At 73.3% G+C, this 14439-nt stretch carries 9 protein-coding genes; 4 read left to right on the plus strand and 5 right to left on the minus strand.

Going from position 1 to position 14439, the window contains the following annotated elements; genetic code table 11:
* Positions 1 to 46 precede the first annotated feature (46 nt).
* Entirely contained in the window at positions 47 to 1276 is a 1230-nt protein-coding gene (gene mshC / locus GTY84_RS13380; RefSeq protein WP_161226457.1) for a cysteine--1-D-myo-inosityl 2-amino-2-deoxy-alpha-D-glucopyranoside ligase, read from the plus strand.
* A gap of 69 nt (positions 1277 to 1345) precedes the next feature.
* Here mshC and GTY84_RS13385 read toward each other — a convergent pair whose 3' ends face one another.
* From GTY84_RS13385 to GTY84_RS13400, 4 genes are all read right to left on the minus strand, one after another.
* Positions 1346 to 2332 (minus strand): PAC2 family protein, encoded by a 987-nt coding sequence (locus GTY84_RS13385; protein WP_161226459.1) that lies wholly within the window; start codon positions 2330 to 2332, stop codon positions 1346 to 1348.
* 242 nt (positions 2333 to 2574) lie between these two features.
* A complete protein-coding gene (gene glpK / locus GTY84_RS13390; RefSeq protein WP_161226461.1) occupies positions 2575 to 4113 on the minus strand; it encodes a glycerol kinase GlpK in 1539 nt (512 codons plus the stop codon).
* A 334-nt stretch (positions 4114 to 4447) separates the two neighbouring features.
* Entirely contained in the window at positions 4448 to 5239 is a 792-nt protein-coding gene (locus GTY84_RS13395) for an MIP/aquaporin family protein (protein WP_161226463.1), read from the minus strand.
* Positions 5240 to 5722: 483 nt separating this feature from the next.
* Entirely contained in the window at positions 5723 to 6487 is a 765-nt protein-coding gene (locus GTY84_RS13400; RefSeq protein ID WP_161226465.1) for an IclR family transcriptional regulator, read from the minus strand.
* A gap of 412 nt (positions 6488 to 6899) precedes the next feature.
* Between GTY84_RS13400 and metH the strand changes: the two genes are divergently transcribed.
* The 3 genes from metH to GTY84_RS13415 all read left to right on the plus strand — a co-directional run bounded on the left by metH (position 6900) and on the right by GTY84_RS13415 (position 13539).
* A complete protein-coding gene (gene metH, locus GTY84_RS13405) occupies positions 6900 to 10412 on the plus strand; it encodes a methionine synthase (protein WP_161226467.1) in 3513 nt (1170 codons plus the stop codon).
* A gap of 213 nt (positions 10413 to 10625) precedes the next feature.
* Positions 10626 to 11330, plus strand: coding sequence for an HAD family phosphatase (locus GTY84_RS13410; protein ID WP_161226468.1), 705 nt, complete (start codon positions 10626 to 10628; stop codon positions 11328 to 11330).
* A gap of 610 nt (positions 11331 to 11940) precedes the next feature.
* The gene (locus GTY84_RS13415) at positions 11941 to 13539 is read left to right on the plus strand and encodes an ABC transporter substrate-binding protein (RefSeq protein WP_161226470.1); all 1599 of its coding nucleotides are present in this window, start codon (positions 11941 to 11943) and stop codon (positions 13537 to 13539) included.
* A 134-nt stretch (positions 13540 to 13673) separates the two neighbouring features.
* On the opposite strand, the gene GTY84_RS13420 is transcribed toward GTY84_RS13415, so the two are convergent.
* A complete protein-coding gene (locus tag GTY84_RS13420; RefSeq protein WP_161226472.1) occupies positions 13674 to 14345 on the minus strand; it encodes a response regulator transcription factor in 672 nt (223 codons plus the stop codon).
* Between the last annotated feature and the right edge of the window lie 94 nt (positions 14346 to 14439).

Genomic DNA, 14439 nt, shown 5'->3' on the forward strand with positions numbered 1-14439 from the left:
CCCGGCCGGTTCGTGCGCCGAACCGCGGTCCGGTTAGGCTCAGGACATGCATGCCTGGCCCGCTTCCGAGGTCCCCGCCCTGCCCGGTCAGGGCCGCGACCTGAGGATTCACGACACCGCGACCGGGGGCCCGGTGGCCCTTGACCCCGGTCCCGTCGCCCGCGTCTACGTCTGCGGCATCACGCCGTACGACGCCACCCACATGGGGCACGCGGCGACCTACAACGCGTTCGACCTCGTGCAGCGCGTATGGCTCGACACCAAGCGGCAGGTCCACTACGTCCAGAACGTGACCGACGTCGACGATCCGCTGCTGGAGCGGGCCGAGCGGGACGGCGTCGACTGGGTCGCCCTCGCCGAGCGGGAGACCGCCCTGTTCCGCGAGGACATGACGGCGCTGCGGATGCTGCCGCCCCGGCACTTCGTCGGCGCCGTTGAGGCGATACCCGCCATCGTCCCGCTGGTCGAGCGGCTGCGCGAGGCCGGTGCGGCCTACGAGCTCGACGGCGACATCTACTTCGCCGTCGAGTCCGACCCGCACTTCGGCGCCGTCTCCCACCTCGACGCCGCCGCCATGCGGCTGCTCTCCGCCGAGCGCGGCGGCGACCCGGAGCGGCCGGGCAAGAAGAACCCGGTCGACCCGATGCTGTGGATGGCCGCCCGCGAGGGCGAGCCGAGCTGGGACGGCGGCTCGCTGGGCCGCGGCCGGCCCGGCTGGCACATCGAGTGCGTGGCCATCGCCCTCGGCCACCTCGGCATGGGCTTCGACGTCCAGGGCGGCGGCTCCGACCTCGTCTTCCCGCACCACGAGATGGGCGCCTCGCACGCCCAGGTGCTCACCGGCGAGTTCCCCATGGCCAAGAGCTATGTGCACGCCGGGATGGTGGCCCTCGACGGCGAGAAGATGTCCAAGTCCCGGGGCAACCTGGTCTTCGTCTCGCGGCTGCGCCGCGACGGCGTGGACCCGGCCGCCATCCGGCTCGCGCTGCTGGCCCACCACTACCGCTCCGACTGGGAGTGGACCGACGAGGGACTGCGGGAGGCCGTCGCGCGGCTGGCCCGCTGGCGCGCCGCCGTCTCCCGCCCCGACGGGCCGTCCGCCGAGGCGCTCGTCGAGGAGATCCGCGAGGCCCTCGCCGACGACCTGGACTCCCCGTCCGCGCTGGCCGCGGTCGACCGCTGGGCCGCCCTCCAGACGGAGACCGGGGGCGACGACATCGGCGCCCCCGGCCTGGTCTCCCGTGCCGTCGACGCGCTGATGGGCGTCGCCCTGTAGGGGCGCGGCCCTCCGGGCACGGGTGAGGGGCGCCTCCGCCGCGGAGGCGCCCCTCACCCGTGCCCGGCCCTACTCCTCCGGCGCGTCCTCGTCGTCCCCGCCCGCCTTCGGCGGCTTGGGCGGCCGGGCCCGGCCGCCCGGGTTGTCCCGCAGGTACGGCGTGCCCGGCGGGGCCTCCCCGCCGTCGGCCGTGGCGTGCCCGCCCGGCCCGCTCCCGCCGTCCCGGCGCCGCAGGTACCGCTCGAACTCCCGGGCGATGGCGTCCCCGGAGGCCTCCGGCAGGTCCGCGGTGTCCCGCGCCTCCTCCAGCGACTGCACGTACTCCGCGACCTCGCTGTCCTCGGCGGCGAGCTGGTCCACCCCGACCTGCCAGGCGCGCGCGTCCTCGGGCAGCTCGCCCAGCGGGATGCGCACGTCGATCAGGTCCTCCAGGCGGTTCAGCAGGGCCAGCGTCGCCTTCGGGTTCGGCGGCTGCGACACGTAGTGCGGCACCGCGGCCCACAGCGACACGGCCGGCACGCCCGCGTGCGTGCACGCCTCCTGGAGGATGCCGACGATGCCCGTCGGGCCCTCGTACTTGGTCTCCTCCAGATTCATCCGGCGGGCCAGGTCGGCGTCGGAGGTGGTGCCGCTGATCGGCACCGGCCGGGTGTGCGGGGTGTCGCCCAGCAGCGCGCCGAGCACCACCACCAGCTCGATGCCCAGCTCATGGGCGAAGCCGAGCAGCTCGTTGCAGAACGAGCGCCAGCGCATGGACGGCTCGATGCCGCGGACCAGGACGAGGTCGCGCGGCTTGTCCCCGCCGACGCGGACCACCGAGAGCCTGGTCGTCGGCCAGGTGATCCGGCGGACACCGCCGTCCATGAAGACCGTGGGGCGGTTGACCTGGAAGTCGTAGTAGTCCTCGGCGTCCAGCGCCGCGAACACCTCGCCCTTCCACTCCCGGTCCAGGTGCTCGACCGCGGTGGAGGCGGCGTCGCCGGCGTCGTTCCAGCCCTCGAACGCGGCCACCATGACCGGGTCGATCAGCTCGGGTACCCCCTCGAGCTCGATCACCCAGCGCCTCCTTCCGACGTGCCCTCGCGTACCCCCCAACCTTACGGCGTACCGAGGGACCGACCGCAGCCCCCTCGCACGGGGGAGTGAACGGAACACTGCCCCGATCGCGCCGGTCGAACACCCCGGCGAGCAGGGGTTCGCGGCGCCGGGGGCGGGCGGGCGCCCGCCGCCCCGGGGCCCGTCCACCGCCGCTCCGGGCCCGTCCGCGTCCGCCCCGGAACCGGGCGCCCGGCGTCCCGTCAGTCCTCGTCGTCGAGCCAGCCCTTGGTCCGCTCGACGGCCTTGAGCCAGCTCCGGTACTCGCGGTCGCGGACCTCCGGGTCCATCCGCGGGGTCCACTCGGCCGCCCGCCGCCAGTTGGCGCGCAGGTCGTCGGTGCTCGTCCAGAAGCCGATGGCGAGCCCCGCGGCGTACGCGGCGCCCAGACAGGTGGTCTCCGCGACCATGGGGCGCACCACGGGGGCGTCCAGGACGTCGGCCAGGATCTGCATCAGCAGGTTGTTGGAGGTCATCCCGCCGTCGACCTTGAGGGTGGTCAGCTCGACCCCGGAGTCCTTGGTCATGGCGTCCGCGATCTCCCGGGTCTGCCAGGCGGTGGCCTCCAGCACGGCGCGCGCGAGGTGCGCCCGGGTGACGTACCGGGTCAGCCCGGCGATCACGCCGCGGGCGTCGGAGCGCCAGTAGGGGGCGAACAGGCCGGAGAAGGCCGGGACGAAGTAGGCGCCGCCGTTGTCCTCGACGGACAGGGCGAGGGTCTCGATCTCGGCGGCGGTGGAGATCATGCCCATCTGGTCGCGCATCCACTGCACCAGCGAACCGGTGACGGCGATGGAGCCCTCCAGGGCGTAGACGGGCGGCTCCGCGCCGATCCGGTAGCCGACCGTGGTCAGCAGGCCGCTGTAGGAGTTGATGATCCTGCGGCCGGTGTTCATCACCATGAAGGTGCCGGTGCCGTAGGTCGACTTGGTCTCGCCCTCGGAGAAGCAGGTCTGGCCGAACAGGGCGGCCTGCTGGTCGCCGAGGGCGGAGGCGACCGGGACGCCGCCGAGCAGGCCGCCCAGCCGCCCGCCCCGGATCTCGCCGTAGACCTCGGCGGAGGAGCGGATCTCGGGCAGCATCCGCGGGGGCACCCCGATCGACTCGCAGATCCTCTCGTCCCACCGCAGGGTGTGCAGGTTCATCAGCAGGGTGCGGGAGGCGTTGGTGACGTCGGTGACGTGCCGGCCGCCGTCGGTGCCGCCGGTCAGGTTCCAGATGACCCAGGAGTCCATGGTGCCGAACAGCAGGTCGCCCGCCTCGGCCCGCTCGCGCGCCCCCTCGACGTGGTCCAGCAGCCAGCGGGCCTTGGGCCCGGCGAAGTAGGAGGCGAGCGGCAGCCCGGTCTCGCGCCGGAAGCGGTCCTGGCCGACGTTGCGCCCCAGCTCCCGGCAGAGCGCGTCGGTACGGGTGTCCTGCCAGACGATGGCGTGGTGGACGGGCTCGCCGGTGTGCCGGTCCCACACGACGGTGGTCTCGCGCTGGTTGGTGATGCCGATGGCCTTGATCTCCTCGCGGGTGATCCCGGCCCCGGCGACCGCCCCGGCGACGACCTCCTGCACGTTGGCCCAGATCTCGGTGGCGTCGTGCTCGACCCAGCCCGGCTTCGGGAGGATCTGCTCGTGCTCCTTCTGCTCGACGGAGACGATGCGGCCGTCGCGGTCGAAGACGATGCAGCGCGAGGAGGTGGTGCCCTGGTCGATGGCGGCGATGAAGGGGCCCGCGGTGGGGGCGTCGGTCACGGTGCGCTCCTGGGTCGGTGATGGGGTGGCCGGGGGTGTGCGGCGGGTGCGAGGGGCCGGGTACCCGTTGGGCGGAAGTCTGGCCGGAGTCACCCCCTTCCGGCGCGGCGACAGGCGGTCGGTGCCCGCTCTTCGGGCCGGTGCCCGGCGCGGGGCGCTCCCGCTCCCGGTCTCCGGCCGGGGTCTCCGGCCCCGGTTCGGTTCTCCGGCCGGGGTCTCCGGCTGCGGTCTCCGGCCCCCGGTCCGGGTCTCCCCGACCGGCCCCCGGTCCGGGTCTCCCCGCGGCCCCCGGCGTCCCGGCGCGGCACCCCGGCCCGCCGCCCCGGCGGCCGGCTCAGGCGAACGCCGCGTTGTAGACGCCCGCCGCGGCGGCGCCGCCCAGCAGGGGGCCGACGACGGGCACCCAGGCGTACGACCAGTCGGAACCGCCCTTGTTGGGCAGCGGGAGCAGGGCGTGCACGAGGCGGGGGCCGAGGTCGCGGGCCGGGTTGATGGCGTAGCCGGTGGGGCCGCCCAGCGAGAGGCCGATCGAGACCACCACCAGTGCGGTCACCAGGCCGCCCAGAGGCCCGAGGCCGTCGCCCTCGTCGTTGAGGCCCTGGGTGAGCACGGCGAGCAGCAGGACGAAGGTGCCGATGGCCTCGGTGGTGACGTTCTGCACCGCGTCGCGGATCTCCGGGCCGGTGGCGAACACGCCGAGAACGGGGCCCGCGCCCCGCTCCCGGGCCTCCACCGCCCCGTCGGGTGTCTCCGGCGCCGGGGGGCCGACGACCGCGCGGTCGGTGAGGTGGGCGCGGAACTGGCCCGCGTAGGCGGCGTGGACCAGGACGGCGCCGGTCATCGCGCCGAGGAGCTGTCCGGCCCAGTACAGGGGCAGAGTGCTCCAGTCGCCGTCCTTCAGGGCGATGCCGAGCGTGACGGCGGGGTTGAGGTGGGCGCCGGAGAGCGGCGCGGCGACGTAGACCGCCGTGAGCACGGCGAAGCCCCAGCCGAGGGCCACGGCGAGCCAGCCGGCGTCGCGGGCCTTGGACGCCTTGAGCGTCACGGCGGCGCAGACACCGCCGCCCAGCAGGATGAGCACGGCGGTACCGATGGTCTCGCCGAGGAAGATGTCGGAGCTGGACAACCGCGACTCCTTTGTCCTTCGTCCAGGGGAATCCGGGCCCCGGGTCGCTCCGGGGGCCCGGCGCCTCGGTGCGGAGGCGGGGGCGGCCCTTGGCGTCGTCACACCCTCATTCGCGCATACCGGCAGGTGTTCGACCATGCCGACCCATGGGCGGAGAGTCTTGTCGCGGTTTCGTGTACGCGTCAAGGGCGCGTCGGGGAGCCGGCGGGCGCCGCCCGCGGCCACCGGCAGGAGCGGTTCCGCGCCCCGGGGGCCCCGAGTGCGCCGGGGCCCCGCGCCCCGGGCCCGGTGCCCCGGCGCGCTCCCCGCGCCTTCCCGCGCGGCGCCGGGGCACGCGTCCCGGCCCCGCCGTCCGTGCCCGCGGCCCGCGTCCCGGCGGCGCCCCGGCCAGAAGCCTCCGGACTCAGAAGCGTCCGGTCTCAGCAGCGCCCGGACTCAGAAGCGTCCGGTCTCAGCAGCGCCCGGCTCCGAAAGCACCCGGCCTCAGAAGCGCCCGGCGCCCAGGTCGCGGGAGATGGCGCGGGCGCAGTCCCGTACCGCCGCGACCAGATCCGGCCGGGGCTCGCCGTCCCGGCACACCCGCTCCACCGCCCCGGTGACGCCCACCGCGCCCACCGGCAGCCACCGCCGGTCGTGGACGGGGGCGGCGACCGAGGCCACGCCGTCCCAGGTCTCCTCCACGTCGGCGGCGTACCCCCGCGCGCGGGTGAGGTCCAGGATCCGCTCGACGTCCTCCCGCGCGCACGGGGTCCGCTCCGTGAACGCCGTGCGCGCGCCCTCCAGCGCCTCGCCGCGCGCCACCGGGTCGTACGCCGCCAGCACCCTGCCGAGGGCGGTGGAGTGCAGCGGACGCGTGGTCCCCGTCTCCAGGACCTGCCGGGTGTCGCCGGGGCGGGGGACGTGGTGCACCACCAGCACGCCACACCGGTGCGGGACCCCGAGCTGGACGCTCTCGCCGCCGGAACGGGCCAGGTCGTCCGCCCACACCAGGGCGCGCGCCCGCAGCTCGTGCCCGTCCAGGTGGGCGGTGCCCAGGCGCAGCAGCTCCGCTCCGAGCCGGTAGCGGCCCGATGCCTCGTCCCGCTCGACGAGGCCCTCGTGCTGGAGGGTGCGCAGGATGCCGTGCGCGGTGCCCTTGGCCAGGCCCAGGGACGAGGCGACCTCCGACAGCCCGAGGAGCCGCTCGCCGCCCGCCAGCAGGCGCAGCGCCGCGGCCGCCCGTTCGAGCGACTGGATGTTCCGGGTCATCGCCCACCTCCTCCGTTCCTCCGGACCGCCGGGGCCGCCCGGGGCGGGCCCGCGCCCCCGGGGCCCGCCGTGTGCGGCGGTGCCCGGGGGCCGACGGCCGTGTGCCGCCGGGTCCGCCCCCGGCCGGGTCCGTCCCGTGCGCCTCCCGGGTCACACCGATGTTCGGCAATGCCGAACATTACCCGTCCCCGCCGAACCCCCGCCAAACGGCGGCCGACCCCGCCCGTCGGGCGCCGAACCGATGGATTCCGGCCAACTTCGCCGCGCTCGCACCGGTCCGTCCCCCGGACCCCTCGACCCATCACGGCCCGGTCCCCGCTACCCTGGCGGCGTGCGTCACCCCGGATCGTCCCCCGTGGACGGCCCTCCGGGGCGCAAAGCCGACAGCCGTCGCATCCTAGGGAGCCCGTCCATGGCCTCGTCGCCGTCCACCCCCTCCGCCGACACCCGGACCCGTGTGTCCGCCCTCCGTGAGGCACTCGCCACCCGTGTGGTGGTCGCCGACGGCGCGATGGGCACCATGCTCCAGGCGCAGAACCCCACGCTGGACGACTTCCAGCAGCTGGAGGGGTGCAACGAGGTCTTGAACGCCACCCGGCCCGACATCGTGCGCTCGGTGCACGAGGAGTACTTCGCGGCCGGCGTCGACTGCGTGGAGACCAACACCTTCGGCGCCAACCACTCCGCCCTCGGCGAGTACGACATCGCCGACCGCGTCCAGGAGCTGTCCGAGTCCGGCGCCCGGGTCGCCCGCGAGGTCGCCGACGAGTTCACCGCCCGCGACGGGCGTCAGCGGTGGGTGCTCGGCTCCATCGGCCCCGGCACCAAGCTGCCCACCCTCGGCCACGCCCCGTACATCACGCTCCGCGACGCCTACCAGCGCAACGCCGAGGGCCTGGTCGCCGGCGGCGCCGACGCGCTGCTCGTCGAGACCACCCAGGACCTGCTCCAGACCAAGGCCTCCGTGATCGGCGCCCGCCGCGCCCTGGAGGCCCTGGGCCTGGACCTGCCGGTGATCGTGTCGGTGACCGTGGAGACCACCGGCACCATGCTGCTCGGCTCCGAGATCGGCGCCGCGCTGACCGCGCTGGAGCCGCTCGGCATCGACATGATCGGCCTGAACTGCGCCACCGGCCCGGCCGAGATGAGCGAGCACCTGCGCTACCTCGCCCGGCACTCCCGCATCCCGCTGTCCTGCATGCCCAACGCCGGTCTGCCCGTCCTCGGCAAGAACGGCGCCCACTACCCGCTGAGCGCGCCGGAGCTGGCGGACGCCCAGGAGGCGTTCGTCCGCGACTACGGCCTCTCGCTGATCGGCGGCTGCTGCGGCACCACCCCCGAGCACCTGCGCCAGGTCGTCGAGCGCGTCCGCGGCCTCGTCCCCACCGCCCGCGACCCGCGCCCGGAGCCCGGCGCCGCCTCCCTGTACCAGACCGTGCCCTTCCGCCAGGACACCTCGTACCTGGCCATCGGCGAGCGCACCAACGCCAACGGTTCCCGGAAGTTCCGCGAGGCCATGCTGGAGGGCCGCTGGGACGACTGCGTGGAGATGGCCCGCGACCAGATCCGCGAGGGCGCCCACATGCTGGACCTGTGCGTGGACTACGTGGGCCGCGACGGCGTCGCCGACATGGAGGAACTGGCGGGCCGCTTCGCCACCGCCTCCACCCTGCCGATCGTGCTGGACTCCACCGAGGTCCCCGTCCTGCGCGCCGGGCTGGAGAAGCTCGGCGGACGCGCGGTGATCAACTCGGTGAACTACGAGGACGGCGCCGGGCCGGAGTCGCGGTTCGCGAAGGTCGCCGCCCTGGCCCGGGAGCACGGCGCCGCGCTGGTCGCGCTCACCATCGACGAGGTGGGCCAGGCCCGCACCGCCGAGAAGAAGGTCGAGATCGCGGAGCGCCTGATCCAGGACCTGACGGAGAACTGGGGCATCCACGAGGAGGACATCCTCATCGACTGCCTCACCTTCACCATCTGCACCGGCCAGGAGGAGTCCCGCAAGGACGGCGTGGCCACCCTCGACGGCATCCGCCTGCTCAAGGAGCGGCACCCCCGGGTGCAGACCACCCTCGGTCTGTCGAACATCTCGTTCGGCCTCAACCCGGCCGCCCGCATCCTGCTGAACTCCGTCTTCCTCGAGGAGTGCGTCAAGGCCGGACTGGACTCCGCGATCGTCCACGCCTCCAAGATCCTGCCCATCGCCCGCTTCGACGAGGAGCAGGTCACCACCGCCCTCGACCTGATCCACGACCGCCGCCGCGAGGGCTACGACCCGCTGCAGAAGCTCATGCAGCTCTTCGAGGGCGCCACCGCCAAGTCCCTGAAGGCGTCCAAGGCCGAGGAACTGGCCGCCCTCCCGCTGGACGAGCGGCTCAAGCGGCGCATCATCGACGGCGAGCGCAACGGCCTGGAGGCCGATCTCGACACCGCCCTGACCGAGCGCCCCGCGCTGGAGATCGTCAACGAGACCCTGCTGGACGGCATGAAGGTGGTCGGCGAGCTGTTCGGCTCGGGCCAGATGCAGCTTCCCTTCGTGCTCCAGTCCGCCGAGGTGATGAAGGCGGCCGTCGCCCACCTCGAACCGCACATGGAGAAGACCGACGAGGCGGGCAAGGGCACCATCGTGCTCGCCACCGTCCGCGGCGACGTCCACGACATCGGCAAGAACCTCGTCGACATCATCCTGTCGAACAACGGCTACAACGTGGTCAACCTGGGCATCAAGCAGCCCGTCTCCGCGATCCTGGAGGCGGCCGAGGAGCACAAGGCCGACGTCATCGGCATGTCCGGGCTGCTGGTCAAGTCCACGGTGATCATGAAGGAGAACCTGGAGGAGCTGAACCAGCGCGGGCTCGCCTCCGGCTACCCGGTCATCCTCGGCGGCGCCGCCCTCACCCGCGCCTACGTCGAGCAGGACCTGCACGAGATCTACGAGGGCGAGGTCCGCTACGCCCGGGACGCCTTCGAGGGGCTGCGCCTGATGGACGCCCTCATCGGCATCAAGCGCGGTGTGCCCGGCGCCAAGCTGCCCGAGCTGAAGCAGCGCCGGGTGCGGGCGGCCGCGGTCGAGATCGAGGAGCGCCCCGAGGAGGGGCCCGTCCGCTCCGACGTCGCCACCGACAACCCGGTGCCCGCCCCGCCGTTCTGGGGCACCCGCGTGATCAAGGGCATCCAGCTCAAGGAGTACGCCTCCTGGCTCGACGAGGGCGCCCTCTTCAAGGGCCAGTGGGGCCTCAAGCAGGCCCGCACCGGCGAGGGCCCGACCTACGAGGAGCTGGTCGAGACCGAGGGCCGCCCGCGGCTGCGCGGCCTGCTGGACCGGCTCCAGACGGACAACCTGCTGGAGGCGGCCGTCGTCCACGGCTACTTCCCCTGCGTCTCCAAGGACGACGACCTGATCGTCCTCGACGACGCGGGCAACGAGCGCACCCGCTTCACCTTCCCGCGCCAGCGCCGCGGCCGGCGGCTCTGCCTGGCCGACTTCTTCCGCCCGGAGGAGTCGGGCGAGACCGACGTGGTCGGCTTCCAGGTCGTCACCGTCGGCTCCCGGATCGGCGAGGAGACCGCCCGGATGTTCGCGGACAACGCCTACCGCGACTACCTCGAACTGCACGGGCTCTCCGTCCAGCTCGCGGAGGCCCTCGCCGAGTACTGGCACGCGCGGGTCCGCTCCGAACTCGGCTTCGCCGGGGAGGACCCGGACGCGATGGAGGACATGTTCGCCCTGAAGTACCGGGGCGCGCGCTTCTCCCTCGGCTACGGCGCCTGCCCCGACCTGGAGGACCGGGCCAAGATCGCGGACCTGCTCCAGCCGGAGCGGATCGGCGTGCACCTCTCGGAGGAGTTCCAGCTCCACCCCGAGCAGTCCACCGACGCCATCGTGATCCACCACCCCGAGGCGAAGTACTTCAACGCCCGCTGACACCCCGGACGGCCCGGGGCGCCACCGCCCGGGAGCACCGCGGCGGGCATCGCGGCGAGCACCGCGGCGGGCACCCTCCGGGGCCCCGCGCGGGCCCGGAGCACTCCGGGCAAAGCCCGCGCGCTCCCGCCCGCCGGCACGTACACTTGTCGGTCCACTGCAGGCCGGTTCCCCTCGGGGAACCGGCCTGATCGCCCCCAAGGAGGTACGTGGATGACCAGTACGGTCCCCGCGCTCGGAACCCTGACGGCCGAAGGCTCCGCCCTCCAGGCGGTGCTGCTCGACATGGACGGCACCCTGGTCGACACCGAGGGCTTCTGGTGGGACGTCGAGGTCGAGGTGTTCGCCTCCCTCGGCCACGCCCTCGACGACGCCTGGCGCCACGTGGTGGTCGGCGGGCCCATGACCCGCAGCGCGGGCTTCCTGATCGAGGCCACCGGCGCCGACATCACCCTGCCCGAGCTGAGCGTGCTGCTCAACGACGGCTTCGAGCGGCGCATCGGCCGCACCCTCCCCCTGATGCCGGGCGCCGGGCGGCTGCTCGCCGAGCTCGCCGCGCACCGGATTCCCACGGCCCTGGTCTCCGCCTCGCACCGCCGCATCATCGACCGGGTGCTGACCACGCTCGGCCCCCAGCACTTCGCCCTCACCGTCGCCGGTGACGAGGTACCGCGCACCAAGCCGCACCCCGACCCGTACCTGACCGCCGCCGCCGGGCTGGGCGCGGAGCCCGCCCGCTGCGCCGTGGTCGAGGACACCGCGACCGGTGTCGCCGCCGCGGAGGCCGCCGGCTGCCATGTGGTGGCCGTGCCGTCGGTCGCGCCCATCACCGCGGCCCCCCGGCGCACCGTGGTCGGTTCGCTGGAGGAGGTCGACCTGCCGTTCCTGCGCGGCCTGGTGAGCCCCCTGGGGCGGTGACCGCCGCCCGTTGCCCGCGCGGGTCCGCCCCCGCCCTCGCCCCCCGTCCGTGCCGCGGTCGCCCCCTGTCCCGTCCCGCCCACCGCCGTGCCCCGGCGGCCCGCGCCGGGTCCCCCCACGCCCGACTCCGCCCGCGCCGCCCTCGCCGCGCCCCGGTCCCAGCCGCCTCCCGCGGCCGTGGTGGCACCCGGTCGGGGGCCGGACGTCCCGGATGTCCGGCTTGCCTCCCGAACAGGGCCCCCTGAGGGGGAACTTCCGTTCACCCGCCACCGGAATGAGTACCTCCGGGGCCGGGGCAAGCTGTGACTTTCCCCACGTTTTCGAGGATCGACAGGTGTGCCCCGATGTGCCTGCGTGCCCCGTTCCGGAGGGTGGAGGAGTGCCCATGTGTCCCGATTGGTGAGATGCTGCACTAATCCTTCCCCTGTCGGCGTTTCGGTGCGTCCACGACCGGTTTCGCTCCGTGATGAGTCCGCGCTCCGGGGCCCTCGGGCGCTCCTACGCGCGCGGACTAATCTCGTCGCGAGAACCTCGGCCACTACCCCCGTGATCCGCCGCGACACCCCTGTGTGCTGGATACACGGACCGACAGCTCTGGAGAAACTCGAGCATGAACCGCAAGACTTTGGTGCTGCCGGCCGTCGTCGGCCTGCTCGCGCCGGTACTCGCCGCCTGCGGTGGGTCCAACGGCGGCAAGGGCGAGGCCATCGTCGTCGGCACCACGGACCGGTTCAGCGCTTCGAAGGAGGCGCCGGCGCCCTTCGACCCGGCGTACGCGTACGACGTCGGTGCCTGGAACATCATGCGCCAGAGCCTCCAGACCCTGATGTCCCAGCCGCGCGGCGGCGGCGACCCGGTGCCGGACGCGGCCGAGCAGTGCGAGTTCACCGACACCGGCAACGAGCGGTACGCCTGCACCCTGCGCGACGGGCTGAAGTTCGCCGACGGCTCCGCCCTCACCGCCAAGGACGTCAAGTTCTCGATCGACCGGGTCCGCGGCATCAAGGCCGCCACCGGTGTCTCGGCCCTGCTCGCCAGCGTCGACACGGTGGAGACCAAGGGGGACCGGGAGGTCATCTTCCACCTCAAGGCGCCCGACGCCACCTTCCCCTTCAAGCTGTCCGCCCCGGTCGCCGGCATCGTCAACCCGGACAACTACAAGAAGGACGCCCTGCGCGAGGGCTTCTCGGTCGACGGCTCCGGCCCCTACACCATGAAGGCGGAGGTGAAGGACGGCGCGATGACCAAGGCCGTCTTCACCAAGAACGCCAACTACAAGGGCCCGTTGAAGCTCAACAACGACAAGGCCGAGATCGTCTCCTTCAAGGAGCCCGAGGCGATGGGGGCCGCGCTGGGCAAGGGTGACATCGACGTCATGAGCCGCGCGCTGACGCCCGAGCAGATCCGGACCCTCTCGAACACCCAGGACGACGAGATCAACCTGATCGAGATGCCCGGACTGGAGATCCGCTACCTCGCCTTCATGACCGAGTCGCCCGGTGTGAAGGAGAAGGCGGTCCGCCAGGCGATGGCCCAGCTCATCAACCGCAGCGAGCTGGTCTCCGAGGTCTACGGCTCCCAGGCCGAACCCCTGTACTCGCTGGTCCCGGCCACCGTCACCGGCCACTCCAACGCCTTCTTCAACAAGTACGGCGACGCGAGCGTCAGCAAGGCCCGGACCCTGCTGGCCGACGCCGAGGTGAGCACCCCGGTCAAGCTCACCCTGCACTACACCACGGACCACTACGGCACCGTGACCAAGCAGGAGTTCGAGCAGTTGCAGAAGCAACTGAACGCCGGCGGACTCTTCGACATCGAGATCGAGGGCCACCCCTGGGACGAGTTCCGGCCTGCCGAGCTGAAGCGCCGGTTCGATGCCTTCGGCATGGGCTGGTTCCCGGACTTCCCGGACGCCGACAACTTCCTCGCCCCGTTCCTCGACAAGGACAACATCCTGAACTCGCCGTACGCCGACGGCCAGATCATGGACACCCTGCTCCCGCAGTCCCGTCGCAAGGCCGACCGGCTCGCCGCCGGCGACAGCATGATCAAGGTGCAGGACATCGTCGCCGACGACGTGCCGATGATCCCGCTCTGGCAGGGCAAGCAGTACGTCGCCTACCGGGACACCGTCACCGGCGCCGCCTACCTGCTCAACTCCTCCTCCGGGCTCCAGCTCTGGGAGCTGGGCCAGGGCGTCGGAGGCTGATCGGACACCGCGCCCGGAAGATCCCGAGGGGCGCCCGCTTCGCATGAAGCGGGCGCCCCTCGGGCGTTCCCGGGGCAGGCGAGGGGCCTTCTCCGGCCACGGCCCGGACGGCCACGGCGCGGCCCCCGTCGGCGCTACTGGGCGCCGGGGCGCACCAGCCCGCTCTCGTAGGCGTACACCGCGGCCTGCACGCGGTCGCGCAGCCCCAGCTTGGTCAGCACATGCCCCACATGCGTCTTGACGGTGGTCTCGCTGACGAAGAGGTCGGCGGCGATCTCCGCGTTGGACAGCCCGCGGGCCACCAGCTTGAGGACCTCCACCTCCCGGTCGGTCAGGGTGTGCAGGGTGTCCGGGACCGGTTCGTCGCCCGAGGGCAGATGCGTGGCGTACTTGTCGAGGAGCCGCCGGGTGATGCTCGGCGCAAGCATCGCCTCGCCGGCCGCCACCACCCTGATTGCCTGCACCAGTTCGTTGGCCGGGGCGTCCTTCAGCAGGAAGCCGCTGGCCCCCGCCCGCAGCGCCTCCACCACGTACTCGTCGAGGTCGAACGTGGTGAGGACCAGCACCTTGGCCGGGCCGTCCCGCTCGGGCCCGGTGATCTGCCGGGTCGCCTCCACGCCGTCCATCCGCGGCATGCGGATGTCCATCAGCACCACGTCGGGCTGCAACGCCCGGACCTGGTCGAGGGCCTGGAGGCCGTCCCCGGCCTCGCCGACGACCGCGAGATCCTGCTCGGCCTCCAGGATCATCCGGAAACCGGTGCGCAGCAGCGGCTGGTCGTCGACCAGTAGGACACGGATGGCCACGTGAATCTCCTTCGCTAGTCCGGCCCCATTCTGCCCTGAGCGTGATCGCCGGACCGCCGCGGCCCGCCCCCTCCCCGCGCGCCGCCGCGCGGGG

Origin of the sequence: Streptomyces sp. SID8352, assembly GCF_009862265.1 — a bacterium.
In the GTDB taxonomy this organism is placed as follows: Bacteria; Actinomycetota; Actinomycetes; order Streptomycetales; family Streptomycetaceae; genus Streptomyces.